We start from the raw sequence: 25186 nt of genomic DNA, 5'->3' as shown, positions 1-25186 counted from the left end.
GCGCGGCCTCCCGGGGGCCGCCGGTAGCCTGCCGACCATGACGAGCACCGACAGCCCCGACTGCCTCTTCTGCAAGATCGTGGCGGGGGACATCCCGGCGGACGTCGTGGCGTCGTCGGACACCGCCGTCGCCTTCCGCGACATCGCGCCCAAGGCGCCCGTGCACGTGCTGGTGGTGCCGAGGGAGCACTACCCGGACGTGCCCGCCTTCGCGGCGTCCGACGCCGAGGGGCTGGCCGGCGTGGTCGCGCTGGCCGACGGTGTCGCGAGCGAGCTGGCCGACGGCCAGTACCGCCTGATCTTCAACACGGGACCGAAGGCCGGGCAGACGGTCTTCCACGTGCACGCCCACCTGCTGGCCGGCGGGGAGCTGCCGGGCTTCGCCTGACCGGCAGGTGGGGCGAAGCCTGTGGAAAGACCGTGGCGCAGCCCGGCCGGGTCGATAGGATGAGGACTGTCGTCATCCCTACCGCACGAAGGAGCGGATCGGCCCCGCGGGCCGGCTCATGACCACTACGCCCAGCACACAGTCACAGACCCGGATCGAGCACAAGATCGTCGTCCCGGCCCACATCCCGACGGTCGCGCTCCTCGGGAGCCGGGACTCGGTGCTGCGGGCCGTCGAGGAGGGCTTCCCCGGCGTCGACGTCCACGCACGTGGCAACGAGATAGCGGTGAACGGACCGGCGGGCGACGTCGCCCTGGTCACCCAGCTGCTCGACGAGCTGATCGAGGTCGTCGAGGCGGGCACGCAGCTCACCCCCGAGGTCGTGAAGCGCTCGGTGGCGATGCTGAGCGACGCGTCCGCGTCCCGGCCCGCCGAGGTCCTCACGTTCAACATCCTGTCCAACCGGGGCCGCACCATCCGGCCCAAGACGGTCGGCCAGAAGGCGTACGTCGACGCCATCGACTCCAACACCATCACGTTCGGCATCGGCCCCGCGGGTACCGGCAAGACCTACCTCGCCATGGCCAAGGCCGTCCAGGCGCTGCAGGCCAAGCAGATCAACCGGATCATCCTCACGCGCCCCGCCGTCGAGGCGGGGGAGCGGCTCGGGTTCCTGCCCGGGTCCCTGTCGGAGAAGATCGACCCGTACCTGCGCCCGCTCTACGACGCGCTGCACGACATGGTCGACCCCGAGCAGGTGCCCAAGCTCATCGAGGCCGGCACCATCGAGGTGGCGCCGCTGGCCTACATGCGCGGCCGGTCGCTCAACGACTCGTTCATCGTGCTCGACGAGGCGCAGAACACCTCGACCGAGCAGATGAAGATGTTCCTGACCCGCCTGGGCTTCGGCTCCAAGATGGTGATCACCGGGGACGCCACGCAGGTCGACCTGCCGGGCGGCACCCAGTCGGGGCTGCGCGTCGTCGAGGACATCCTGCTGGGTGTGGACGACGTCGAGTTCTGCCGCCTCACGTCCTCCGACGTGGTGCGGCACCGGCTGGTCAGCGACATCATCGACGCGTACGCGCGGTGGGACGTCGTCGCGGGCGGGCAGCGCCCCGGCCGCCAGCCGCAGGACCACCGTCCGGGGAGCAACAAGAGGCAGCGCCGGTGAGCATCGAGGTCAACAACGAGTCGGGGTTCGAGGTCGACGAGGCGGAGTTCGCCGCGCTCGGCCGGTTCGTGCTCGACGCCATGCGGGTGCACCCGCAGTCGGAGCTGTCGATCATCTTCGTCGACACCACCGTCATGTCCGACCTGCACGTGCAGTGGATGGACGAGCCTGGCCCCACGGACGTCCTGTCCTTCCCCATGGACGAGCTGCGGCCCGGCCGGGACGGCGAGGTCACCCCGGCCGGCACCCTCGGCGACATCGTGCTGTGCCCCGAGGTCGCGGTCACCCAGGCCAAGGCCGCCGGCCACTCCACCACCGAGGAGCTGCTGCTCCTGACCACGCACGGCATCCTCCACCTGCTCGGCTACGACCACGCCGAGCCGGAGGAGGAGAAGGAGATGTTCACGCTCCAGCGCAAGCTTCTCCTGACCTTCCTCGCCACCCGGTGACCGGCGTGCTCGTCCTGCTCCTGACCGTCGTCGTGCTGGTCGGCCTCTCGCTGGCCGGCATGCTCTCGGCCGGTGAGGCCGCCCTGCTGCGCGTCACGCGCGCCTCCCTGACGGAGGCGCTGGCCGAGGCGGAGCTCGGGCCGACGCCCGACCCGGACCGCGCCGCGCGGATCCGGCGGGCCCAGGCCCTGGTGGTGGACCCGACGGCGATCGTCGCCTCCTTCGCGCTCGTGCGCGTCATGTCGGAGGTCGTGGCCATCGCGGCCGGGACGCTGCTGGTGCAGCAGGCGATCCCCGGCCAGGGGGTGCCGAACGAGCTGCCCGTCATGCTCATCGCGCTGGTGGTCGGCGCCGTCATCGGCGTGATCTTCGTGCGGGTGTCGCCGCGTGCGCTCGGCTTCCGCCGGCCGGTCGCCGTGCTGGTCGCCCTCGTGGGGCCGCTGACCGGCGTCTCCCGGGCCGTCGCATGGCTGACCCGGCTGTCGGTGCCGCGGCACGACCCGTCGCCCCCCACGGACGCCGAGCTGCGCGACATCGCCGACCGGGTGGGGGAGAGCAGCGCGTTCGAGGAGTCGGACCGGGAGCTGCTGCGCTCCGTGATCGAGCTCGGCGGCACCATCACGCGCGAGGTCATGGTGCCCCGCACCGACATGGTCACCGTCACGGCCGACACGTCGCTCGACCGGGTGCTGCGCCTGTTCCTCCGGTCCGGCTTCTCGCGGGTCCCGGTGATCGGTGAGTCGGTGGACGACGTCGTGGGCGTCGCCTACCTCAAGGACGTGGTGGCCGCGGTGCACTGGCCCGTGGGCGACGGCGGCGCCGCGCCGGAGCCGTCCCGGCGTCCCGCGGCCGACGTCGCGCGCGACGCGGTGTTCGTGCCCGAGTCCAAGCCGATCGACGACCTGCTGCGCGAGATGCAGGCCTCGGCCAGCCACATCGCGCTCGTCGTCGACGAGTACGGCGGCGTCGCCGGCCTGGTGACCATCGAGGACCTCCTGGAGGAGGTCGTCGGTGAGCTCACCGACGAGCACGACACCGTGCCGGTCCAGGAGGTCGAGGACCTCGGCAACGGCACGTACCGGGTGCCGGCCCGCCTGCCGGTCGACGAGCTCGGCGACCTGTTCGACCTGCGCCTGGACGACGACGACGTGGACACCGCGGGCGGCCTGCTCGCCAAGGCGCTGGGCAAGGTGCCGCTGGCCGGGTCCTCGGCCGAGGTGGGCGGCGTGCACCTGGCCGCGGAGCGGGTCGAGGGCCGGCGCAAGCAGATCTCGACCCTCCTGGTGCACCGCACGGAACCGGTGGGCGAGCCGGACGACAGCAACGGTGGTCTCGACCAGCACGACCACCGTGATCAGAAGCACGACCAGAAGAGAGAAGTGACCTCGTGAGCGACCAGAGCCCCGCGCATCAGACCGCTGTGCACCGCAGTGGGTTCGCCTGCCTGGTGGGGCGCCCCAACGCCGGCAAGTCCACCCTGACGAACGCGCTGGTGGGGCAGAAGGTCGCGATCATGTCCGCGCGGCCGCAGACCACGCGGCACACCATCCGCGGCATCGTGCACCGCCCCGACGCGCAGCTCGTGCTCGTGGACACCCCGGGCCTGCACCGCCCGCGCACCCTGCTGGGCGAGCGGCTCAACGACCTCGTGCGCGACACGCTGTCCGAGGTGGACGTCATCGCGTTCTGCCTGCCCGCGGACCAGAAGGTGGGCCCCGGCGACCGGTACATCGCGGCACAGCTCGCCGAGCTCATGGTGGGGCGGCGCCGGGTACCCGTCGTCGCCGTCGTCACGAAGGCCGACCTGGTGCCCCGGGCCGAGCTCATGGAGCACCTCGTCGCCGTCGACCAGCTCGCACGGTCCGTGGACCGTGAGTGGGACGACATCGTGCCCGTGTCCGCGAAGGACGGCTACCAGGTCGACGAGCTCGAGTCGGTGCTCGTCTCCCACCTGCCCGAGGGGCCCGAGCTGTACCCGGGCGGGGAGCTGACCGACGAGCCCGAGGCCGTCATGGTGGCCGAGCTCGTGCGCGAGGCCGCCCTGGAGGGTGTGCGCGACGAGCTGCCGCACTCGCTCGCGGTGGTCGTCGAGGAGATCGTGGAGCGCGAGGGCTCGGGCGACCCGGACAAGGGCCGGCCGGCGCTCCTGGACGTGCGCGTCAACCTGTTCGTCGAGCGCGACTCGCAGAAGGCCATCATCATCGGGCGCGGCGGCTCGCGGCTGCGGCAGGTGGGCACCGAAGCGCGCCAGGGTATCGAGCGGCTGCTGGGTCAGCGCGTCTACCTGGACCTGCACGTGAAGGTCGCCAAGGACTGGCAGCGCGACCCGAAACAGCTGCGACGCCTCGGGTTCTGACCTCGGCGGACACCCCTGGGAGCCCGGATATCGCAGCCACGATTACGGGCAATACGGACACTGTGCTGAGATAGCACACATGGAGAGAGTGGCCGCCCGGACGGCGCCCGTCGAGCTCACGAGCCTCAGCGGGCTCACCCCCCTGTCGGCGACGACGGGTGGTGCCGACTCGCAGGAGATCTACAACGTGCTCCGGGCGAGATGGGGTGTCGTGGCGCCCGTCGACATGGAGCCGGGCGTGCCGGCGTGGCTCGTGATGGGCCATGCCGAGATCTGCGACATCGCCCGCAACGAGGCGCAGTTCTCCCGCGACCCGCGCAACTGGCGCTGGCACTACGACGGCCTGCTGTCCGAGCGCTCGGCCCTCCTGGGCATCTCGCCGCGCGAGCCGCGCAGCTCGTCCTACCACCACGACGGCGAGAAGCGCCGCCGCCTGCGCGAGCCGCTGGACGACGGGCTGGCCGCGCTGCCCGAGAAGACGGTGGTGGCCGAGGTCGAGGAGGTCAGCATGCGGCTGGTCGAGGCCCTGGGGGACAGCGGCGAGGCCGATCTTGTCAAGGACTGGTCCAAGAAGGTCGGCTTCCTGGCCGTCACGGCGCTGTTCGGGTTCGACCCCGAGACCGCCGACCAGATGATGGCCGACTCGGCGCACATCATGGACCACACGAGCGAGGCGGCGCAGGCGCGCGACCGGATGGGGCGCAACCTCATGGCCCACGTGCTGGAGCGGAGGGCGTCGGGCGGTACCGACCTGACCGCCGCGTTCGTGCAGCACAAGAGCTTCCACGACGACCGCGAGGTGGCCGACTCGATGTCGGTGCCGCTCATCGCGGCGAGCGAGTTCCTCACCGCCTGGATCGCCCTGACCCTGCGGCTCCTGCTCACCGACCAGCGGTTCGCCGCGCGCTGGACCGGCGGCCGCATCGCCCTCGACGACGCCCTGGACGAGGTGCTCTGGCGCGAGGCCCCCGCCGCGAACCCGCCGCTGCCCCGGTACGCCATGCAGGACCTGGAGCTGGACGGGAAGCTGATCCGCAAGGGCGACGCCCTGATCATGGCCGTGGCCGCGGCGAACCAGGACCCCCTGGTGCACACGGGCGACATGTGGGACGAGGTCGGCAACCGGGCGCACCTTGCCTGGGGTGTCGGCCCGCACCGGTGCCCGGCGTCGCGGCAGGCCCGGATCGTGGCCCGCGTGGCGATCAACCGGCTGCTCACGGAGCTGGACCTGGAGCTCGCGGTCGAGGACCACGAGCTCGCCTGGGTGCCGTCGCCGTGGGTGCGGCACCCGCAGGCGCTTCCGGTGCGGTACCGGCGCGCACGTTCGTCGGGCACGGAGATCTACGAGGTCTGACCTGCGGCGATGTGACATGGTCGGCGCACCCTTCCACCTGGCGCGGACCGGGTAGTACGGTCACGAAACGTACTAACTGGACATCTGTCGTGGAGGAAGAACATGCTCACCGTCGACCTGGTCCGCCGCGGGGCCGCCCGGTTCGGGCCGCGCACCGCCGTCCGCTTCGGTGACGAGTCGCTCACGTACACGCAGGTCGACGAGGCGGCGAACGCCATGGCGCGCGTGCTGCACGCCCACGGCGCCGAGCCCGGGTCGCGCGTCGCGCTGCTGATGGGCAACGGGCTGTGGTCCATCGCGATGGACTTCGCCTGCCTCAAGGCGGGTGTCACCCGAGTGCCCCTGAACGCCCGGCTCTCGGCGGCGGAGCAGGGCCGCATGCTCGACGAGACCGGCGTCCGGCTCCTGGTGCACGACGCGGCCCTGGTCGAGCGGGCCGGCGAGCTCGCCGCGGCGCACGGCGTCGCCACGCTCGGCCTGGGCGCGCCCGGCGCCGTCGGCGGGGCGGACCTGCTGGTCGCGATGAACGAGGTCGCCACCACCGACCCGAACCTGCCGGCGCACCCGCAGGACCCGATCCTGCTGCTGTACACCTCGGGCACCACGGGCACGCTCAAGGCCGTGGAGCACACGCAGGCCAGCTACGCCGCGATCGTCACGAACATCCTCACCAACCTGGTCAGCCCCGCCCGCGACTCGGTGATGCTGCACGCCGCGAGCCTGATCCACGCCAGCGGCACCTTCGTGCTGCCCTACTGGCTGCGTGGCGGCGAGTCGGTGGTGCTGCCCGGCTTCGACCCGCAGGGCTACGTCGACGCCGTCGCCCGGTACCGCGCCACGGAGATCAACCTGGTGCCCACGATGATCGGCATGCTGCTCGGCAGCGGCGTCGCCCAGCGCGCCGACGTCTCCTCGCTGCGCACCGCGATCTACGGCGCCAGCCCCATGCCGCGCCCGGTGATCGAGGAGGCCATGGACGTCTGGGGCCCGCGGTTCGCGCAGTACTACGGCCAGACCGAGGCGCCGCTGTGCCTCACGGTGCTCGACGCCGCGGACCACGGCGACGCCTCGCTGCTCGGCTCCTGCGGCCAGCCCGCCCTGGACGCCCAGATCCTGGTGACCGACGACGACGGCGTCCCCGTGGCCCCGGGCGACGTCGGCGAGATCCGGGTGCGTGCACCGTTCACCATGGCCGGCTACCACGCGGCCCCCGAGCTGAACGCGGAGATGTTCGCCGGCGACGGCTGGCTGCGCACCCGGGACATGGCCCGCGTCGACGAGCGCGGCTACCTGTACCTCGTGGACCGGCGCAGCGACATGATCATCACCGGCGGCTACAACGTCTACCCGCGCGAGGTCGAGGACGTGCTGCTGGCCCAGCCGTCCGTGGCGCAGGCCGTCGTGGTCGGCGCGCCCGACGACACGTGGGTCGAGGCCGTCACCGCGTTCGTCGTGCCCGCGCCCGGCGCGACCGTCGACGAGGCCGCGCTCCAGGCCGCCGTGCGGGAACGGCTGGCGGGCTACAAGGTGCCCAAGTCGGTGCGGACCGTCGACGCGGTGCCGCTCTCGCCCGTGGGCAAGGTGCTGCGGCGCGCGCTGCGCGAGCCGCTGTGGGAGGGTCGCCGATGAGCGTCCTGGTCACCCGCGAGGGCAGCGTCACCCTGATCGGCATCGACCGCCCCGAGCGGCGCAACGCCGTCGACGGCCCCACGGCGGCCGCCCTCGCCGCCGCGTTCCGCGCCTTCGACGCCGACGACGCCGCCACCGCCGCCGTGCTGTACGGCACGGGCGGCACGTTCTGCTCCGGCGCGGACCTCAAGGCGCTGGGCACGCCGGACGGCAACCGGGCGGCGCCGGACGGTGACGGCCCGATGGGGCCCACCCGGCTGCGGCTGAGCAAGCCGGTGATCGCCGCCGTGTCCGGGCACGCCGTGGCGGGCGGGCTGGAGCTCGCCGCCTGGGCGGACCTGCGCGTCGCCGACGAGACCGCCGTCTTCGGCGTCTTCTGCCGTCGCTGGGGCGTGCCCCTGATCGACGGCGGCACCGTGCGGCTGCCGCGGCTGGTCGGGCAGTCGCACGCGATGGACATGATCCTGACCGGCCGTGCGGTCGAGGCCGACGAGGCGCTGCGGATCGGCCTGGCCAACCGGGTGGTGCCCGCAGGTCAGGCGCTGGCGGCGGCCGTGGAGCTGGCGGAGTCGCTGGCGGCGTTCCCGCAGACCTGCCTGCGCGAGGACCGCGCGTCCGTGCTGGACCAGTGGGGCCTGGCCGAGCCGGACGCACTGGCCCAGGAGTGGACCCACGGTGCCCGCTCCCTGGCGGCGGACGCGTACGCGGGCGCGGCGGCCTTCGCCGCGGGCTCGGGCCGCCACGGCACCCTTGCGTGAGTGCTGGGTGTTCGTTGGTCTCCCCGGCCGGGAACGAACCAGTACCCAGCACTCAACGGCGGGCGGGGAGGTGGTCGGCCGGCGCGTCCCAGTCGATGCGGTAGTCGGTGACCCAGTCGTGGGTGGTGCGAGCTGCCGCGCGGCTGACCAGCGGGAGGATCAGGCGGTCGCGGAGCAGCCGGGTCAGCGGGTTCGGGATCTTCTGGTTGGACGTGCGCTTCGCCTGGGCGATCAGCTTCTCGACCCGTCGCCGGCGGGCCGCCTCGAACGCGGCGAACGCCGCCGCCGGGTCGCCGTGGTCGCGCAGGAGACGGGCCAGCAGCACGCCGTCCTCGATCGCGAGCGAGGCACCCTGGCCGGACGTCGGTGAGATGCCGTGCGCCGCGTCGCCCACCAGCCCGATCGGGCCGCGGTGCCAGACGGGCACCGTGGGCAGGTCCAGGGTGTTCCAGGGCGCGATGATCTCCGGCGTGGCGGCGATGATCTCCAGCGCGGGCCCGGCGTCGTCGGCGAACAGGCGCTCCAGCTCGGCGCGCCAGCGGTCCGGGGTGTACGCCGCGAGCTCGTCGTCGCTCGCCGCGCGGGCGCGGGGCACGTTCGCGAACCACCACACGTCGCCCGGGCCCCGGTTCGCGTAGGCGAAGAACGCCCGCCGCCCGAAGATCATGGTGAACAGCCCCACCGGCGTGTCCACCGAGACGCCGGAGGCATAGCCGCCCGTGTTCAGGAGCCCGGTGTAGCGCGGCGGCGGGCAGTGCGGGTCCAGGACGGCGCGGGTGCGGGAGTGCAGGCCGTCGGCGCCGACGAGCAGGTCGCCCTCGGCCGTACCGCCGTCCGCGAACGTGGCGAGCACGCCGCCCCGGTGCGGTACGGCGTCGACCAGGCGCCTGCCGTACTCGACCGGGATGCCGCGCCGCACGGTCTCGTCACGGAGCCGGACGTAGAGGTCCGACCGGCGGACGGTCTGGCTGACCGTGCCGGCGGCGTCGTCCCGGCTCATCGCGAGGTGGGCCAGGCGCCGGCCCGAGGCGTTGCGCAGCTCCAGCGCTGGGGTGTCGAAGCCGCCGAGGTCCCGGTGGTCGATGCCGAGCACGCGCAGGGCGGCCAGGCCGTTGGTGGCGAGGTTGAGGTAGGCGCCGACGCCGTCGGCCGTGCGCTCGTACGCCTCGTGGATCGTCGCGTCGATGCCTGCCTTCTGCAGGGCCATGGCGGTCACGGGCCCGGTGATGCCCGCTCCAATGACGAGTGCTCTCATATGGAAACCATAAAATGGGTAACCATAAAATGGCAAGATGCTCGTCGTGCGATCCCGCCTAGGCTGGGCGCCGTGACACAGGACTCGCGGCCGCGTTCGCCGCTCGCGATGGTGCTGCTGGCGCTGCTCGCCGAGGAACCCATGCACGCCTACCGCATGCAGCGCCTGATCAAGACGCGGCGCAAGGACGACGTGGTCAACGTGGCCCGCAGCAACAGCGTCTACCAGGCGATCGAACGGCTGCTGCGGGACGGCCTCATCGAGGTGCGCGAGAAGCTGGCCGCCGACACGGGCCCGGCCCGCATCGTCTACGCCCTGACCGACGACGGCCGCGCCGCCCTGAACCGCTGGATGGACGCCGCCCTCGCCACCCCCGCCCGGGAGTTCCCCGAGTTCCGGGCGGTGCTGGCGGTCGTGGCGATCACCGGCCCGGACCTGGTGGCCGGCCGGCTCGCCGAGCGGGCCGAGGCGCTGGCGGCCACGCTGGACGTCGCGGAGCGCGAGGAGCGGACGAGCCGCGAGTGGGGTCTGCCCCGCGTGCTGCTGCTGGAGCACGAGCACCTCGTCGCGGTCACGCGGGCCGAGCTGACGTGGGTGCGCGGTGTGGTCGACGACCTGCGCTCCGGCGCCCTGACCTGGGACACCGAGGAGATGCTGGCCTCCCGGCCGCCCGAGTGACGCACCGGGCCCGCCGGATCGAGCCACCGGCCCGCCGGGCGTAACATCCGAAGGTGTTCTTCCGGACAGTCGCCACCTCCGCCGCGTTCCTCGTCGTGCTCGCCGTGACCGGTGCCGTCGCGGGCCCCGCCTGGGAGCCACAGCCCGTGACGGAGCACCTGCAGCCGGCCACGACGTCGACGGCGATCGGCGGCGCCTCGGCCGACGCCGGCGAGCCGGGGGACTACGAGGTGCGGGAGTCGCCCGTCGTCGTCGCGCTCGCCCCCGGGATCGAGGTGGGCGGGCTGCTGCGCGAACCCGTCGGGGCACCGGACGGGCGCCCGGGCATCGTGTTCGTGCACGGCGCGGGCACCGGCAAGGCCGCCGACGCGTTCACGCTGGCCGCGACCGCGCTGGCCAGCGCGGGGATCACGACGCTGGTGCCCGACAAGCGGCTCGACACCTACACGACGCGGCACCGCGACTACGAGGCCATGGCCCGTGACTACGCGCGGTCGGTGGCCTACCTGCGCGACGTGCCCGGCGTCGACCCCGACCGCGTGGGGCTGTACGCCGAGTCGGAGGGGGCCTGGGTGTCGCCGGTGATGATGGTCGACGACCCCCGGCTCGCGTTCCAGATCCTCGTGTCCGCGCCCGTGGTGCCGCCCCGGCAGCAGGCCGCCTACGCCGTCGACAACTACCTGCGCAACACCGACGTGCCGGCCGGCGTGTTCCGCGCCATCCCGCGCGCCGTCGGCATGCGGCTGCCGGGCGGCGGGTTCGAGTATGCGGACTTCGACGTGCGGCCGTGGCTCGCGGAGCAGGAGGACCCGATCCTCGCCGTGTACGGCACCAAGGACGCCTCGATGCCGTTCGAGCAGGGCGCCCGGGAGCTCATGGCCGACGCCCCCGACGTGACCGTGCGGTTCTACGCGCACGCCAACCACGGCATCAACGTCGAGACGCCCGACGGCCTGGTGCTGCACCCGGACTTCGCGGCCGACCTCGCGGACTGGGTGCTCGGCCTGCCGGGGACGGCGTCCGCGCCGCCGCAGGTCGCCGGCGCCCAGCCCGAGCAGCTCTACCTCGCGTCCGCCGTGCCGCAGCCCCACTGGTACGGCGACGGCGACTGGCTCGTCGGGGTGGTGGTCACCGCCGGCGGGCTGCTCGTGGTCGGCCCCCTGCTCCTGGGCGGGGCCGCCCTCGCGGGCCGCGCCGCCCGGCGTCGCCCGGGTCGCCCGGGTGCTCGCCTCGCCGCCGGCCTGCGCGGGCCGCTGACGGGGCTCGGCGCCGGCGCCGCGGCCACCACCGTCGGCCTGGTCGCTTACCTCGCCGCCGTCGCCCGGCTCGCCCTCGACTACGAGAAGGACGCGCTGGTGGTCCAGGGTGGATGGATCGGCGTGCGCCTGCTCGGCATCGCGACGGTGGTCGCGGCGGCGCTCCTGGTCAACCGGCTCCGGGACCTGCGGGGCCGGCTGGTCACCGCGGTGGCGGCCGACACGCCGGGCCGCCTCTCGGTCCACGAGACCCCGCGCGGCGGCGCCGTCGTCGTCCGCACCGGGTTCTGGCTCACCGTGCTCGGTGCGGCCGCGCTCCTGGTCACCCTGGCCTACTGGGGTGTCTACCAGCTCGGCATCTGACCCTCCTCCTGGACATCCGTTCAGCAGGCCGGGAGCGCCCGTCGTCGCCCGGGTGACGGTCGCCCACGGCCCGCTGAACCGGGCTCAGGAGCGAGCCGGCGCCGCCGCGGCACCGTGGAGGCGGTGGGCCACGACCTCCGGCAGGGCGTCCGGGAGGCGGAGCTGACGCACCTGGTCCACGTGCGTCGTCGTCGCCAGCGCCGCGCTGTGCCCCGCCGGGGCGGGCACGTGCGTCAGGTAGGGGCGCGGGTAGGGCAGCCGCGCCGACGGGTCGCTGGTCAGCAGCGTCGGGCGCGGGCCGGACACGTCCAGGTCGCGCAGCGGGATCGCCAGCCCGTGGCCCGTCAGCTTGGCTGTCGCCTCCTTGCGCGTCCACGACGCCAGGAGCGCGTCCGCGCGCTCCCGCGCCGGCAGCCGGCGCCACGCACGGCGCTCCGCGGGCGTCAGGGCGGCGGCCGCCAGGTCCTCCAGGTCGTGGTCCGCCGGCCGGGCGTCCAGGTCCGCGCCCACCCGGCCGTCGCCCACGACCGCCACCAGCACCCACGACCGCGTGTGCGAGACCGAGTACTCCAGCCTCGCCCCGGGAACGGAGGGGCGGCCGTGCTGCGGGTCACCGCAGCGTTCGCAGACCCGGTCCACGACGATCTCGTCGGGCGGCACCCGGAGATACCGCGCCAGGATCAGCCGCTGGGCGGCCCGCGACGTCAGGTGCACGTCCACAGCCTGCTCGTCCAGGCCCACGAGGTGCTCCCGATCCGGTACGGTCAGCAGGCGCGTCCAGGCCTCACGACGTCGGACCGGGACCAGCCAGACGTCGCAGGTGCGGGGTGCCGGTACGGCAGAAGGGTCCACTGCGTTCTCCTGTGACCTCGACGTATCGGCTGCCGCCGACGGTGACGTCCTGCGCACGGGTGAATGTGAGGGACGTGCGCAGAAATGCAGGTGTGACCGGACTCGCCGCGGTTCGGCCTGACAGGGCCTGCACCCAGCGGGTACAAACATCGGGGACCCCGCGCCGCCAGCCACACCTCCCCAGTCTCGACCAGCGGCGTTATCGAGGAGTGAACGGATGATGGACCAGCACGCCTCCGAGCGTGACGAGAGAACTTCGGCGGACGCCGCACCCGACGCGAACGGGGCACCGACCGAACGCCTCGGCCACGAGCACGTCGCGGTGCTCTCGCCCGAGGCCGGCGTCGAGGGATCGCCCGACGCGACCTCCGCGAGCCCCGCCGGCGCCGGCGCCTTCGACAACATCGCCGTGGCCGACTACGTGCGCGACGCCATCGCCGCGATCGCCCTGCTCGTGTCGCTCGCGCTGCCGTGGAACCTCGAGGACCGGTCCGCCGACCGCGTCGAGGTGGTGCTCGCCGTCGCGCTGTCCCTCGCCTCGCTGAGCCTGCCCTACCTGGCCCGCCTCGCCGTGCTGCCCGTGACCTGGACCGTGCACTCGACCCGCCGGGCCCGCCTGCTCGCCGGGCTCCCGCTGGCCGTGATCGGCCTGCTGCACCTCGTCTTCGACGTCAGCTCCGGCACCGGCGTCGGCACCGGGCTGGGCCTCGCGCTGGCCGGTGCGGCGCTCGCGGCCACACCGCGCGACAGCGAGCTCGGCCCGGTCGAGCAGGACGGCGCGGTGCTGCGTGGCTGGCGGTTCGGCCTGGCGGGTGTCGGCGTGCTGATCGCCGCGGGCGCCGTCGCGTCGACCCTGTTCGCCGAGCTGGCCGACGGCGCCACCCTGGGTGACCGCCTGCTGGCACCCGTCTGGCTGGTCCTGGTGCTGGGCCTCGCCTGGCTCCTGGTGGGCGGCACCGTGCGGCACGACCGTCCCTCCCGGCTGGTGCTGGTGGCCGCCGGGTTCGTGCTGGCGCTGCTGTTCGTGTTCACCTCGGGCGACGCGCTGACCGGCCTGGAGTCCATGCGCCCCGGCGTCACGGACCCGAGCCGGTTCGGCCTCGTGCTCCTGCCGCTCGCCGCCGCCATCGCGGGTACGCCCGCCGTGCGCCGCGACCCCGAGGCCGAGGAGGACCTCAGCACCGAGCGCGCCGCCGGCGTCTGGGTGCGGGTGGCGATCCGCGCGTTCGACGTCATCGTGCTGCTCGCGGCGTGCAGCGCCCTCGCGGCGCTGGTGCAGCTCATCGACCCCGGCTTCATCGGGTCGGGCGCCGGCGTGACGCTGGTGGTGCGCCTGGTGCTCGGCGTGGTCGTGGCGGCCATCGCGTGGTTCGCGCGCCGGTCCCTGAGCCGCGACCCCGGCACGGGTCACGTGCCCGCCGTCGGCGCGGCCTGCGTGGCGGGCGTGCTCGGGCTCGTGGTCGTCATCGCGACGTCCGGGGCGAGCCTGGGCGTGAACCTCGGCGACCTGCTCATGGCGCTCGGCCTGCCGATCGTCGCGGCGTCGGCCCTGATGGTGCCGAAGGCGGTGCGCGAGCACTTCCAGACGGTCGGCATCGGCGGGGCGGCGGACGTCGACCGCAGCCAGGCGTACGTGTGGGCGCCGCAGCAGCCCAAGGGCGACAAGGCGCCGCCGGCCACGCTGCCGGAGGAGCCCGTGCGGTCCGCCCCCGAGCTGCGCCGTCCGGCCGAGCCGCGCCGGGTCACCTCGACCGGTGCCGTGCGCACCGTCGCCGGTGCCGCCGCGGCCCAGCGCGCCACGCCGCCCGCCCAGGCGGCCGGCGCACAGGCCGCCACCGCTCCGGGAACCGCCGAGGCCGACGCCGCACCGGCGTCGGGCGAGGTGCCCCTCAGTGCGATGCGCACCGTCGAGGACCTCCCGGCGGCGGGCACCCCCGCGGCCTCGGTGGGCGAGACCGCGACCATGCCGCCGGTGCGCCCGGGCGAGGTGTCCGGTCAGCCGGCCGCGGCGCAGCCCGGGGCGCGCGTCCAGCGCGTGGCCTCCGGTCAGCAGACGGCGCGGATCCGCCCGGTGACGGGCCAGCAGGCCGTGACCGCCGGCGACGACGGGCAGGAGCACGTGACGCGCCCGGTGTCCGTCGGCCAGCCGCAGCGGCCCGAGGCGGACCAGGGCGCGCGGGCCGGGCACACCGCCGTCATGCCGCCGGTGGGTGGCCGGTGGACCGCCGCGGTGGCGCTCGACCCGGCGACGCCGCTCGCGGACCTGGCGAAGATCGTGCAGGAGGCGCCGCACCTGCGCCCGCAGGTCGCGGCCAACCCGTCGACCTACCCGGCACTGCTGGACTGGCTGGGCGCCCTGGGCGACCCGCAGGTCGACGCGGCCCTGCGCACCCGCCGCTGACTCCGCCCCGAGCCCGCCGAGACCTGGTGGTGCCGCCGAGACCTGGCCGTACGCCACCGGGTCTCGGCGGCACCACCAGGTCTCGGCGGCGTCGTGGGGCGGGGGTCCGGATCGTGGGCCGGGTGGCGGGGACGGCGGCCGACAGGGGTAGAGTGACGGCGTGCGTCTCACGGTGATCCTTCTCCTTCGCTGCCGCGACGAGGCCTAGACAGGCCGGTCCCTCGTCGCGGAGGCTTGGTGTGCCGGCCAACCTCACCGAGCGAAGGACACATGATGGAGAACAGCATCACCGCCACCACCCCCGGCGGAGTTCACGAGACCGCGGTGCACGGCACCGCAGGCGGGATCATCGAGGACAACCCGCAGCAGACGTCGGGTATGCCGATCCAGAAGTACCGCCCGTTCCATGAGCAGATCCGCGTCGACCTCCCGGACCGCACCTGGCCCGCCAAGCGCATCGAGAAGGCGCCGCGCTGGTGCGCCGTCGACCTGCGGGACGGCAACCAGGCCCTCATCGAGCCGATGGACGCGGAGCGCAAGCTGCGCATGTTCGAGCTCCTGGTCCAGATGGGCTACAAGGAGATCGAGGTCGGGTTCCCGTCGGCCAGCCAGACCGACTACGACTTCGTGCGCAAGCTGATCGACGAGAACCGGATCCCCGACGACGTGGTGATCCAGGTGCTGACCCAGTCGCGCGCCCACCTGATCGAGCGCACCTACGAGGCCATCGCCGGCGCCAAGCAGGCGATCGTGCACCTGTACAACTCGACGTCGGTGCTGCAGCGGGAGGTGGTCTTCCGCTCCGACCAGGACGGCATCGTGGACATCGCGCTCGACGGCGCCAAGCTGTGCCGCAAGCTGGAGGAGACCGTCCCCGGCACGCGGATCTACTACGAGTACTCCCCGGAGTCCTACACGGGCACCGAGCTGGAGTTCGCCGTCCGCATCTGCAACGAGGTCATCGAGGTCTTCGAGCCGACGCCGGAGCGCAAGGTCATCATCAACCTGCCCGCGACCGTCGAGATGGCCACGCCCAACGTGTACGCGGACTCCATCGAGTGGATGAGCCGGCACCTCGCCCATCGTGAGAACGTGATCCTGTCGCTGCACCCGCACAACGACCGGGGCACGGCCGTGGCCGCCGCCGAGCTGGGCTACCTGGCCGGCGCCGACCGCATCGAGGGCTGTCTGTTCGGCAACGGTGAGCGCACGGGCAACGTCGACCTGGTGACCCTGGGCATGAACCTGTTCTCGCAGGGCATCGACCCGCAGATCGACTTCAGCGACATCGACGGCATCCGCCGCACGGTCGAGCACTGCAACCAGATGCCGGTCCACGAGCGGCACCCCTACGTGGGCGACCTGGTGTTCACGGCGTTCTCGGGTTCGCACCAGGACGCCATCAAGAAGGGCTTCGAGCACATGGCGGGGCGCGCCGAGGCCGCCGGCGTCGGTGTCGACGACCTGGACTGGGGCGTGCCGTACCTGCCGATCGACCCGCGCGACGTCGGGCGGTCCTACGAGGCCGTGATCCGCGTGAACTCGCAGTCCGGCAAGGGCGGCGTGTCCTACCTGCTCAAGAGCGAGCACAACCTGGACCTGCCGCGTCGGCTGCAGATCGAGTTCTCGCACGCCGTGCAGAAGGTGACCGACGAGCAGGGCACCGAGGTGACCGGCGAGGACATCTGGCGCATCTTCACCGACGAGTACCTGCCGGTCGAGGACGGCGCGGAGTCCGGCCTGGAGCACTGGGGGCGGCTCACGCTGCGCGGCACCCGTGCCGTGTCGGCCGAGGGCGAGCAGGACACCCTCGAGGTGGACGTGACCGACCGTGGTCAGGAGCTGACCCTGACCGGTTCGGGCAACGGCCCCATCGACGCCTTCGTCAACGCGATCGCGCAGGTGGGCGTGGACGTACGGGTGCTGGACTACACCGAGCACGCCCTGTCCGAGGGCGGCGACGCCAGCGCGGCGGCCTACGTCGAGTGCGCGGTGGGCGACGACGTCCTGTGGGGCGTGGGCATCGACCCGTCGATCACGCTGTCGTCGCTGAAGGCCATCGTGTCGGCGGTCAACCGCGCGGAACGCACGTCCTCCTGACCCGGTAACCGCTGAATGCTGGATATTCGCCCTTCTGGCACGCGAAGAAGGGCGAATATCCAGCACTCAACGGGCTCGGGTCAGTCGAGGCGGGTGTAGGTGGCCTCGTAGCCCGTGGCCGTCTCCGTGTAGGTCGTGTCGTCGCAGGTGTAGTCGAGCTGCGGGGTGCCGCCGCTCGGCTGGTACTCGCGGCTCTCGTCACCGATCGCCTTGACCACCGTGACGTCGCTGTGGTCGACCCCCGTGGTCGTCAGGACGTCTCCCTCGGTCCGGATCGGGTAGGTGGCCGTACCGGTCCACGTCTCCGTGTACTCGCCCGCCGAGGTCGGGGCGCGCAGCGGCTCGGCGTCGTCGTAGTGCACCAGCTCCGTCCCGTCCGGCTGGAACTCCGTGACCCGGCCCTCGAAGCCCGTGGCCTCGACCGTGTCCTCGCCGAGCCGGACCTGGGCGGTCAGCTCGTCCAGCCGCCAGGTGCCCACCAGGCACTCGTCGATCACGGCCGACGCCGAGGGGGAGGCCGACGCCGGCGCGGACGCCGTCGTCGGGCCGCCCTCCGGGACGCCCGAGGGCCAGCCGAGGGCGAGCGCCGTGGCTCCCGCCCCGACCACCAGCACACCGGCCGCCGCGGCGATCCAGGTGATGGGCCGGGACAGCAGCCGGCGGCGGGATGCCCCCGGCTCCGGCGTGGGCTCCGGGGCGGGCTCCGCGACCTCGGCCTTGAGCACGGTCGCGTCGTCGTCGCGCAGGGTGGTCGCGTCGTCGTCGAGAGGTACGACGTCGGGGCCCGCCGTGATCTTGGTGGTCGCCGCGCGGAACCCGGCGGGGATCTCGTTGACGAAGTCGAGCACCTCCTGCACGCCGGGCCGCTCCTCGGGGTCCTTCGCGAGGCAGGCCCGGACCAGCGGCAGGAGCCAGGCGGGGCAGGTGCTGAGGTCCGGGTCCTCGTGCACCACGCGGTAGTAGACGACGGTGGTGTCGCCCTCGCCGAAGGCGCGCTGCCCGGTCGCGGCGTAGAGCGCGACCGCGCCCAGCGCCCAGATGTCCGCGGCCGGTGAGGACACGCTCCCGCGCACCTGCTCGGGCGCCATGAACGACGGCGTGCCGACCTTGAGCCCGGTGCGCGTGAGCGACGTCGAGTCCGACGCCTGGGCGATGCCGAAGTCGATGACGAACGGCCCGTCCTGGCCGATCAGGATGTTCGACGGCTTGAGGTCGCGGTGCACGATGCCGGCCTGGTGCACGGACCGCAGGGCTTCGGCTACGCCGGCGAGCACGCGCCGCACGTCGGCCTCGGGCAGGGGACCGTTCGCCTGGACGACGGCGGTCAGCGACGGGCCCTCGACGTACTCGACCGCGAGCCAGGGCTGGTCGCCGTCCGGATCGGCGTCGATCAGGGTGGCGAGGAACCGGCCGCGCACCTTCATCGCCGCGGCGGCCTCCCGGCGGAACCGGGTACGGAACTCCGGGTCCTGCACGTACTCCTTGAGGATGGCCTTGACGGCGAGCTTTCGTCCGGTACGGGTTTCTGCGAGGTAGACCACTCCCATTCCGCCCGCGCCGATGCGGCCGAGAAGCTGGTAACCGCCCAGCTCCTGCGGATCGTTCGGGTCGAGCGGGTGGATCTGCGGGGCTGCCCCTGAGCCTGGCACGATCATGGGGGAAACATACCCGATATCCTTGAATTCACCCGACATTTCCGTCACTGTGGATCGGAATCTGCGTCGAGGAGAGCGCCAGATTTCAGAACTACCAGATACAGGGGGACACATGAAGAGGAAGTTCGTGAGCCGGGCGCTGCCGTCCGCGATCGTCGCGGGCGGCCTGCTGGTCGCGGGCACGATGTCCGCGGCCGCGGCCGACGAGACGTCGCCGAAGGTCGAGCAGTCACAGGGCGGCCTCGGCGGGCTCCTCACGGACACCGTCGACGCGGTGGTCGGTGAGGACGGCGTGGTGGACACCACGCTGACCCAGGTGACGGACACCGTCGGCCAGGTCACCAAGGAGGACGGCGCCGTCGACGACACCGTCCAGGGCGTGACCGGCGTGGTGGACTCGGTGGCCGGCAAGGACGGCGCGGTCGACGACGTGGTCAAGGGCGTCACAGGCGGCGGCAGCGGCGAGGCCACGACGCCGGCCGTCACGAGCGACGCCGCGCCGAACGCGGGCGGTCCGGTCGAGGACGTCGTGGGTGGCGTCACCGGCGCGCTCACCGCGGTGGCGGGGGAGGACGGCGCCGTCGACGACGTGCTCGGTGCCGACGGCCCCGAGCAGGGCGTGACCGACAACCTGCCCGCCGAGATCATCGACGACCTGGGCTCGATCGGCGAGAACCTCGGCAGCGGTGACGTGCCGGGTGTGATCGGCGGCGTGGGCGGCCCCGACGGCGTCGTCGACGACCTGCTGGAGAGCCCCTCCTACGCGAACAACCCGGGGGGCGAGAACCCCGGTGGCGGCGGTGGCGACGACGGTTCCGGTGACGGCGGTTCGGACGGCGGCTCGGGCGCGGGCTCGGACGACGGTTCCGGCATCGTCCCGATCGGCAACGGCGACGGCACCGGATCCGGCAGCGGGATCGACCCGCTGGCGCCCATCGGCGCCGACGGCGAGGCCCAGGCGCCGGGTGCGCTGGCCGAGACCGGGGCCCAGGCCGCGGGTGCCGCCGCGGTGGCGCTCGGCCTCACGGCCGCGGGCGCGGCGATGATCCGCGCGCGGCGCCGGATGCTCGAGGTCCAGGACTGACACCGTCCTGGCCGACAGGTCCGCCCCGGCCGTCCGGTCGGGGCGGACCTTTTTCCTGCGGTCCGCACGTGCCTGCCCGGGTTACTCTCAGGCCATGAACTGGCTGGTCACGATCAACTTTCACCCCGACCGGCTGGTCGCCGACGGGAGCGAGACCCTCGTCGAGCGGCTCGCGCACGACGGCGTCTGGCGCTCCCAGTTCGAGACCGGCACCAGCAACGGCGGTCTCACGGCCCACGAGGGCGGCGACCGGTGGCGCTGGGAGCAGCGCATGTTCGACGGCCGGTACGACGCCGTGCCGCCGCACGAGCGCCCGCGCTACGGCGCGCTGAACCACCGGGACCGGGCCGCGGGCGGCGCGGTTCGCTTCGGGTCGGCCCACCTGCGGCTGCGCCCGCACGTGCTGGAGCGCACCACGTTCTGCTACCCGGACTCCGTCTTCGACCCCGAGCACTTCGCCGCGAGCGACCCGGCCCCGCTGGTGGCACTGGCGGACGCCGACACCGCGCTCGGCACGCACGACGTGCTCGACGACTACGTCGAGGCCCAGGTGCACGGCCCGGTCACGCTGGCCGACGACGTCGAGGCGCTGGTGCTGGACCCCTGCTACCGGGACACCCCGGTCGCGGAGGCAGCCGGCCGGCTGGGCGTCGCCGTCGAGTGGCACCACGGGTTCCGGCTGCACGTGGACGAGCTGGCCCGCCGCCCGGAGTTCCGGGGCCCGGCGATCGTGGAGGTGGCGCGCAAGGTGGCCGCCGGTCACACAACCGACGGCCGCCTGGACGCCCGCGTGGTGGGCGAGGCCGTGCGGACCGACGAGCACGACCCCCAGGACCTCAAGAAGGTGTGGCACCACCTGGCGCGCTGGGGCGGGCGGTAGCGGCGGCCGGCGGGCGGCGCACCTCGTCTGCCGGCTCCTCCGGCGCCTGCCGTGCCGGCCGGGTCAGCAGCACGCCGGCCAGGCTGACGGCGAACCCCGCCACCGTGAGCAGCGGCAGCTCCTCGCCGAACATGGCCCAGGCCCACGCGGCCGACACCGCCGGGGTGAGGTACAGCCACGTGCTCACCGCGACCGGACCCCGCGTGCGCTGCACGTAGAGGTACATGCCGTAGCCGCCCAGGAACGCCAGGCACACGAGCCAGGCGACCGCGAGCCAGAAGACCGGGTCTGCGGGCGGTGCGGCCTGCCCGCCGGCGAAGGCCACCACGGTGAACGCCGCGAGGGCGGCCGTGCTCTGCACGGTCAGCGAGTCGAGCACGTCGTACCGTCTCTCCTGCGGCGGACCGGGTGCCGGCCACAGGCTGCCGAGCAGCGTCGCGGTCGAGAGCGACAGCATGCCGCCGAGCGCCCAGAGGGCCCCCGCCGCACCGGTCCCGGCCACGGAGCCCGGCCCGACGGCCAGCGCGACGCCCACGAACCCGACGGCGAGGCCCACCGCCTGGCGGCGCCCGCCGGCGGGCCCGGACCCCGAGCCACGCCGCAGCCCGGCCAGGGCGACGGCGACCAGCGCGGGCTGCAGGGACGCGAGCAGGGCGGCGGTGCCGGCGGGTAGCCCCTCCTCGACGGCACGGAACACGCCGTACAGGTACCCGGCCTGGCCGAGGAGACCCAGCGCGGCCTCGCGGCGCAGGTAGCGGATCCCGTACCGGCGCCGCAGGACCAGCACGACCGCCACCATGAGCGGTGCCGCGACGACGTAGCGCCACAGGAGGGTCGTGGTGGCGGGCGCCGTCGGGGCGGCGAAGGTGGCGCCCACGAACCCGGAGCTCCACAGCACGACGAGCAGGCCAGGGGCGAGGCGGTGCAGGAGGCTCTGTCTCATACGATCCAGGTAACCATACAGGTCGGTATACTCGCAGTGCACCGGCCGACGCCCGGGCAGGATGACGAGGGAGGCCCCGATGCCACGACGCAGCCCCAACCCGCACACCGCGGCGGGCGAGCGGATCCTCGCCACCGCGAGCCGGCTGTTCTACGAGCGCGGCATCCGCGGCGTCGGCGTGGACCTCATCGCGGACGAGGCCGGGGTCACCAAGAAGACGCTCTACGACCGGTTCGGCTCCAAGGACGAGCTGGTGGCGGCCTATCTCACCCGGCGCCGGGAACGGTGGAACGCGTGGTTCGGCGAGCGCCTCGCTGCGCGGGTCGCTGCCGGGGCCCGGCCGGGCGCGGAACAGGTGCTCGCCGCGCTGGAGATCTCCGAGGAGTGGGCGCAGGACAACACGCGGGGTTGCGCGTTCGTCAACGCGCACGCCGAGATCGGCGGCATCGACCACCCGGGCAACGCAGTGGTCCTCGCCGACAAGCAGTACATGCTCGGCGTGTTCACCGACCTGCTGCGGCAGGCCGGCCATCCCGGCGCGGAGCGCCTCGGCGCCCAGGTGCACCTGCTCTACGAGGGGGCGATGGTCGCGCACACGACCCGGGCGCAGCCCGACGCGTTCGTCACCGCGCGCGAGGCGGCCCGGGCGCTGCTCGCCCCGCCGGCCTGACGAGCCGGTCCGACCTCCCGCCCGGGCGAGGCGGCTACAGTCGCCCCGTGCACCAGCAGACCATCCTCCAGCCCGGCACCGCCCTCACCGACCGGGCCGCCTACCTGCCCACCTCCGTGGAGACGGCGTACTGGGGCCGCCTGCCCTGCGCCGCCGACACCGCCGTGCTCGCGGTGGACCCCGGCCAGGAGGTGGTGGTCGACACCCTGTCCCACGAGGGTGTCCTGGAGGACCAGGGCGGGGATCCGCTCGCGTACTTCGCGGAGCGCGGCGTGCCCGAGGACGCCGTGCTGGCCGACGCCGTCGAGCTGGCCACGGCCCGCCGCTCCCGGCTCGGCGACCGCACCCCGGGCCTGCCCGGGGTGCCCGGTGCGCACGGCGGCCACGTGGTGACCGGGCCGGTCGAGGTGCACGGTGCCCGGCCGGGCGACCTGCTGGCGATCCGGGTGCTGTCGACCGAGCCGCGGGTGCCGTACGGCGTGATCTCCAACCGGCACGGCCGCGGCTCCCTGCCGGACGAGCTCCCGGCCGGCGGGGCCGACGTCGTGAGCGTCTTCGCGCAGGTGGACACCTGGGCGGACGGCGCGGGGCGCGGCTCGATCCCGCTCGCGGAGGGTTCCGACGCCCGGGTCGGCTTCGACCTGCACCCGTTCCTCGGCATCATGGGCGTGGCCGCGGCCGGCGACGAGCGGCCGCACTCGGTGCCGCCCGGGCCGTTCGGCGGCAACCTCGACATCAACCTGCTGGGTGCCGGGTCCACGCTGTACCTGCCGGTGCAGGTCGCGGGCGCGCTCGCCTACGTGGGTGACCCGCACTTCGCGCAGGGCGACGGCGAGGTGGCCCTGACGGCGTTCGAGGCCTCGCTGCGGGTGCGGCTCGCGTTCGACCTGATCCCGGCATCGGACGCCGTCGCCGCCTTCGGGGAGCTGGCCGGGCCGCTCGCCGAGACCGCCGACCACCTGGTCCCCACGGGGCTGGACGCCGACCTCGACGTGGCGGTGCAGAACTGCGTGCGCGCCGCGATCGCGCTGCTGGGCGTGCGGTACGGGATGTCGCCGGCGCACGCCTACGCGTACCTGTCCGCGGCGACGGACTTCGACATCTCGCAGGTGGTCGACGTGGTCAAGGGCGTCCACGCGCGGATCCGCAAGGCGGACTTCCCGGGGTAGGCGCGGCGCCCGCGGCGTCGGCGGCCTGGCAGCATGTGCGCATGACCCTCGATCCCCGCGTGTGGCGTGTCCGCCCCGAGCCCGGGCCGCTGGTCCGCCCCACCGGCCCCGGCCTGCTCGACGGCGAGACCGTCGCGGTCAAGGACCTGTTCGCCGTCGCCGGGCAGCGGATCGGCGCCGGGAACCCCGCGTGGCTCGCGGCCGCCCCGGTCCAGGAGCGGCACGCCGACGCCGTGGGCCGGCTCCTGGACGCCGGGGCGGCGCTGGCCGGCATCGCCCGGACCGAGGAGTTCGCGTACTCGCTGACCGGCGCCAACGCGCACTACGGGACGCCGCCCAACCCGCGCGCGCCGGGCCGGATCAGCGGTGGCTCGACGTCGGGCCCCGCGACGGCGGTCGCGGCCGGCGAGGCGAGCGTCGCGCTCGGCACCGACACGGGCGGCTCGGTGCGCGTGCCGGCCGCCTACCAGGGGCTGTGGGGCGTCCGGCCGACGCACGGCGCCGTGGCCGACGGCGGCCTGCTGCCGCTCGCGCCCACCTTCGACACGGTGGGCTGGCTCGCCCGCGACGCCGGCACGCTGACGCGGGTGGGCCAGGTGCTGCTGCCCGACGACGCGGCCCCGCTGCCCGGTCCGGCCGCGCTCGTGACGAGCGACGCCCTGCTCGGGCTCGCCGCGCCCGAGGTGCGCGACGCCGTCGGGCAGCGCGCCGCGGACGCCGGGGCCGTGGCCGTCGACTGGGCGCCCGAGCCCGGCTGGCTCGCCGCGTTCCAGACCCTTCAGGCGGCGGAGGCGTGGGTCGTGCACGGTGCGTGGCTCGCCGACCGGATGGACACCCTCGGGCCCGCGGTCAGGGCCCGGTTCGAGCGGGCACGGTCCGTGGGGGCGGACGAGGCCGTCGCGGCCCGGGCCGACGTCGCGCGCGCCCGGGAGCTGATCCGGGAGCGGCTGGGGGAGCGGGTGCTGGTGCTGCCGTCGGCGGCGTCGGTCGCGCCCCGGCCGCAGGAGGCCGAGGCGGCCCGCGCGGCCACGATGCTGCTGACCTGCGTCGCGGGGATCGGTGGCCTGCCCGCGGTGTCGGTGCCCGTGGCGACGGCGAGCGGTCTCCCGGCCGGCGCGTGCCTCGTGGGCCCGGCGGGTTCCGACCGGTCGCTGCTGCACCTGGCGGCACGGCTGGCGGGATAGCCCGCCGCACCCGGGGGCGCCGGCGTGCGAGTGGCGCCGTCCGGCGTGACGGTGGAGGGGACAGCACCGGACGGGAGAAGGATCATGACCCACTCCACCGCTTCTCGACAGGCCCGCGGTACCCACCAGTGGCTCGCCCTCGTGATCGGCGTGGTCTACCTGCTGGTCGGCATCGCGGGATTCCTCGTGACCGGCTTCAGCGGCTTCGCCGAGCACGACCACGGCCAGACGCTGCTGGGCTTCGCGATCAACCCGCTGCACAACATCGTGCACCTGGTCATCGGGCTCCTGGGCATCAGCCTCTGGGGCACCTCGGGCGGCGCCCGCACCTTCGGCTGGCTCCTCCTGGTCGGGTACGGCGCCGCCTTCGTCTACGGCCTGTTCGCCGTCGGCAACCCGGAGATCAACTTTCTCAACATCAACACCGCCGACAACTGGCTGCACGGCCTGAGCGCGCTGGCCGGCCTGCTCATCGCGGTCTGGCCCGCGCGGGCACGGGCCGTCGAGCAGCCGGGCACCACGGAGACGCTGCCGCGCGACGTCAGGTGAGGTGAGCCGCGGGGTCCACGGGCGGGCGAAGATTTACCT

General features: G+C 73.9%; 22 protein-coding genes. 18 read left to right on the top strand and 4 right to left on the bottom strand.

What is annotated here, in order from left to right; translation table 11 throughout:
- Positions 1-37: 37 nt before the first annotated feature.
- The 8 genes from ACIG47_RS12125 (at position 38) to ACIG47_RS12090 (ending at position 8108) form a co-directional block, all read left to right on the top strand.
- A complete protein-coding gene (locus ACIG47_RS12125) occupies positions 38-388 on the top strand; it encodes a histidine triad nucleotide-binding protein (protein ID WP_397411136.1) in 351 nt (116 codons plus the stop codon).
- A 118-nt stretch (positions 389-506) separates the two neighbouring features.
- A complete protein-coding gene (locus ACIG47_RS12120; protein ID WP_397411134.1) occupies positions 507-1562 on the top strand; it encodes a PhoH family protein in 1056 nt (351 codons plus the stop codon).
- A complete protein-coding gene (gene ybeY, locus ACIG47_RS12115) occupies positions 1559-2011 on the top strand; it encodes an rRNA maturation RNase YbeY (protein ID WP_397411132.1) in 453 nt (150 codons plus the stop codon). The genes ACIG47_RS12120 and ybeY overlap by 4 nt, the downstream gene beginning before the upstream one ends.
- A 5-nt stretch (positions 2012-2016) precedes the next feature.
- Positions 2017-3402 carry a hemolysin family protein gene (locus ACIG47_RS12110; protein WP_397431020.1) on the top strand — a complete coding sequence of 462 codons (1386 nt, stop codon included), beginning with the start codon at positions 2017-2019 and terminating at the stop codon, positions 3400-3402.
- The gene (gene era / locus ACIG47_RS12105) at positions 3399-4367 is read left to right on the top strand and encodes a GTPase Era (RefSeq protein WP_397411128.1); all 969 of its coding nucleotides are present in this window, start codon (positions 3399-3401) and stop codon (positions 4365-4367) included. Before ACIG47_RS12110 ends, era begins: the two co-directional genes overlap by 4 nt.
- A gap of 79 nt (positions 4368-4446) precedes the next feature.
- Complete coding sequence (locus ACIG47_RS12100; protein WP_397431018.1) at positions 4447-5721, top strand: cytochrome P450; 1275 nt, start codon at positions 4447-4449, stop codon at positions 5719-5721.
- Between the two features lie 102 nt (positions 5722-5823).
- The gene (locus ACIG47_RS12095) at positions 5824-7350 is read left to right on the top strand and encodes an AMP-binding protein (RefSeq protein ID WP_397431017.1); all 1527 of its coding nucleotides are present in this window, start codon (positions 5824-5826) and stop codon (positions 7348-7350) included.
- Positions 7347-8108, top strand: a complete 762-nt coding sequence (locus ACIG47_RS12090; RefSeq protein WP_397431015.1) for a crotonase/enoyl-CoA hydratase family protein — start codon at positions 7347-7349, stop codon at positions 8106-8108. Before ACIG47_RS12095 ends, ACIG47_RS12090 begins: the two co-directional genes overlap by 4 nt.
- A 52-nt stretch (positions 8109-8160) precedes the next feature.
- Here the strand turns inward: ACIG47_RS12090 and ACIG47_RS12085 are convergent, their stop codons facing one another.
- Entirely contained in the window at positions 8161-9363 is a 1203-nt protein-coding gene (locus ACIG47_RS12085; RefSeq protein WP_397431014.1) for an FAD-dependent monooxygenase, read from the bottom strand.
- Positions 9364-9435: 72 nt separating this feature from the next.
- On the opposite strand from ACIG47_RS12085, the gene ACIG47_RS12080 reads away from it, so the two are divergent.
- Together ACIG47_RS12080 and ACIG47_RS12075 are read left to right on the top strand one after the other, a co-directional pair.
- The gene (locus ACIG47_RS12080) at positions 9436-10041 is read left to right on the top strand and encodes a PadR family transcriptional regulator (RefSeq protein ID WP_397431013.1); all 606 of its coding nucleotides are present in this window, start codon (positions 9436-9438) and stop codon (positions 10039-10041) included.
- A 53-nt stretch (positions 10042-10094) separates the two neighbouring features.
- Positions 10095-11660: an alpha/beta hydrolase family protein gene (locus tag ACIG47_RS12075; RefSeq protein ID WP_397431011.1), complete on the top strand. Its 1566-nt coding sequence runs from the start codon at positions 10095-10097 to the stop codon at positions 11658-11660.
- Between the two features lie 84 nt (positions 11661-11744).
- Here ACIG47_RS12075 and ACIG47_RS12070 read toward each other — a convergent pair whose 3' ends face one another.
- Positions 11745-12512: a 4'-phosphopantetheinyl transferase family protein gene (locus ACIG47_RS12070; protein ID WP_397431010.1), complete on the bottom strand. Its 768-nt coding sequence runs from the start codon at positions 12510-12512 to the stop codon at positions 11745-11747.
- A gap of 217 nt (positions 12513-12729) precedes the next feature.
- Here ACIG47_RS12070 and ACIG47_RS12065 point away from each other — a divergent pair, with 217 nt between their 5' ends.
- Positions 12730-14913, top strand: a complete 2184-nt coding sequence (locus ACIG47_RS12065) for a hypothetical protein (RefSeq protein WP_397431009.1) — start codon at positions 12730-12732, stop codon at positions 14911-14913.
- 270 nt (positions 14914-15183) lie between these two features.
- The gene (gene leuA, locus ACIG47_RS12060; RefSeq protein WP_397431008.1) at positions 15184-17013 is read left to right on the top strand and encodes a 2-isopropylmalate synthase; all 1830 of its coding nucleotides are present in this window, start codon (positions 15184-15186) and stop codon (positions 17011-17013) included.
- A gap of 80 nt (positions 17014-17093) precedes the next feature.
- Here leuA and ACIG47_RS12055 read toward each other — a convergent pair whose 3' ends face one another.
- Entirely contained in the window at positions 17094-18668 is a 1575-nt protein-coding gene (locus ACIG47_RS12055; RefSeq protein ID WP_397431007.1) for a serine/threonine-protein kinase, read from the bottom strand.
- 112 nt (positions 18669-18780) lie between these two features.
- Here ACIG47_RS12055 and ACIG47_RS12050 point away from each other — a divergent pair, with 112 nt between their 5' ends.
- Together ACIG47_RS12050 and ACIG47_RS12045 are read left to right on the top strand one after the other, a co-directional pair.
- Positions 18781-19752, top strand: a complete 972-nt coding sequence (locus tag ACIG47_RS12050) for a hypothetical protein (protein ID WP_397431006.1) — start codon at positions 18781-18783, stop codon at positions 19750-19752.
- Between the two features lie 94 nt (positions 19753-19846).
- The gene (locus tag ACIG47_RS12045) at positions 19847-20632 is read left to right on the top strand and encodes a DUF3626 domain-containing protein (protein ID WP_397431005.1); all 786 of its coding nucleotides are present in this window, start codon (positions 19847-19849) and stop codon (positions 20630-20632) included.
- On the opposite strand, the gene ACIG47_RS12040 is transcribed toward ACIG47_RS12045, so the two are convergent.
- Positions 20589-21575 carry a DMT family transporter gene (locus ACIG47_RS12040; RefSeq protein ID WP_397431004.1) on the bottom strand — a complete coding sequence of 329 codons (987 nt, stop codon included), beginning with the start codon at positions 21573-21575 and terminating at the stop codon, positions 20589-20591. The two genes, ACIG47_RS12045 and ACIG47_RS12040, sit on opposite strands and share 44 nt — an antisense overlap.
- Before the next feature lie 79 nt (positions 21576-21654).
- Here ACIG47_RS12040 and ACIG47_RS12035 point away from each other — a divergent pair, with 79 nt between their 5' ends.
- The 4 genes from ACIG47_RS12035 to ACIG47_RS12020 all read left to right on the top strand — a co-directional run bounded on the left by ACIG47_RS12035 (position 21655) and on the right by ACIG47_RS12020 (position 25147).
- The gene (locus ACIG47_RS12035) at positions 21655-22245 is read left to right on the top strand and encodes a TetR/AcrR family transcriptional regulator (RefSeq protein WP_397431003.1); all 591 of its coding nucleotides are present in this window, start codon (positions 21655-21657) and stop codon (positions 22243-22245) included.
- Positions 22246-22292: 47 nt separating this feature from the next.
- Positions 22293-23414, top strand: a complete 1122-nt coding sequence (locus ACIG47_RS12030) for an acetamidase/formamidase family protein (protein WP_397431001.1) — start codon at positions 22293-22295, stop codon at positions 23412-23414.
- A gap of 41 nt (positions 23415-23455) precedes the next feature.
- Positions 23456-24598 (top strand): amidase family protein, encoded by a 1143-nt coding sequence (locus ACIG47_RS12025; RefSeq protein ID WP_397431000.1) that lies wholly within the window; start codon positions 23456-23458, stop codon positions 24596-24598.
- Between the two features lie 84 nt (positions 24599-24682).
- A complete protein-coding gene (locus tag ACIG47_RS12020; RefSeq protein WP_397430999.1) occupies positions 24683-25147 on the top strand; it encodes a DUF4383 domain-containing protein in 465 nt (154 codons plus the stop codon).
- Positions 25148-25186 lie beyond the last annotated feature (39 nt).

Source organism: Promicromonospora sp. NPDC052451 (assembly GCF_044547525.1).
GTDB lineage: Bacteria > Actinomycetota > Actinomycetes > Actinomycetales > Cellulomonadaceae > Promicromonospora.
This window is presented reverse-complemented; position numbering and strand designations above follow the sequence as displayed.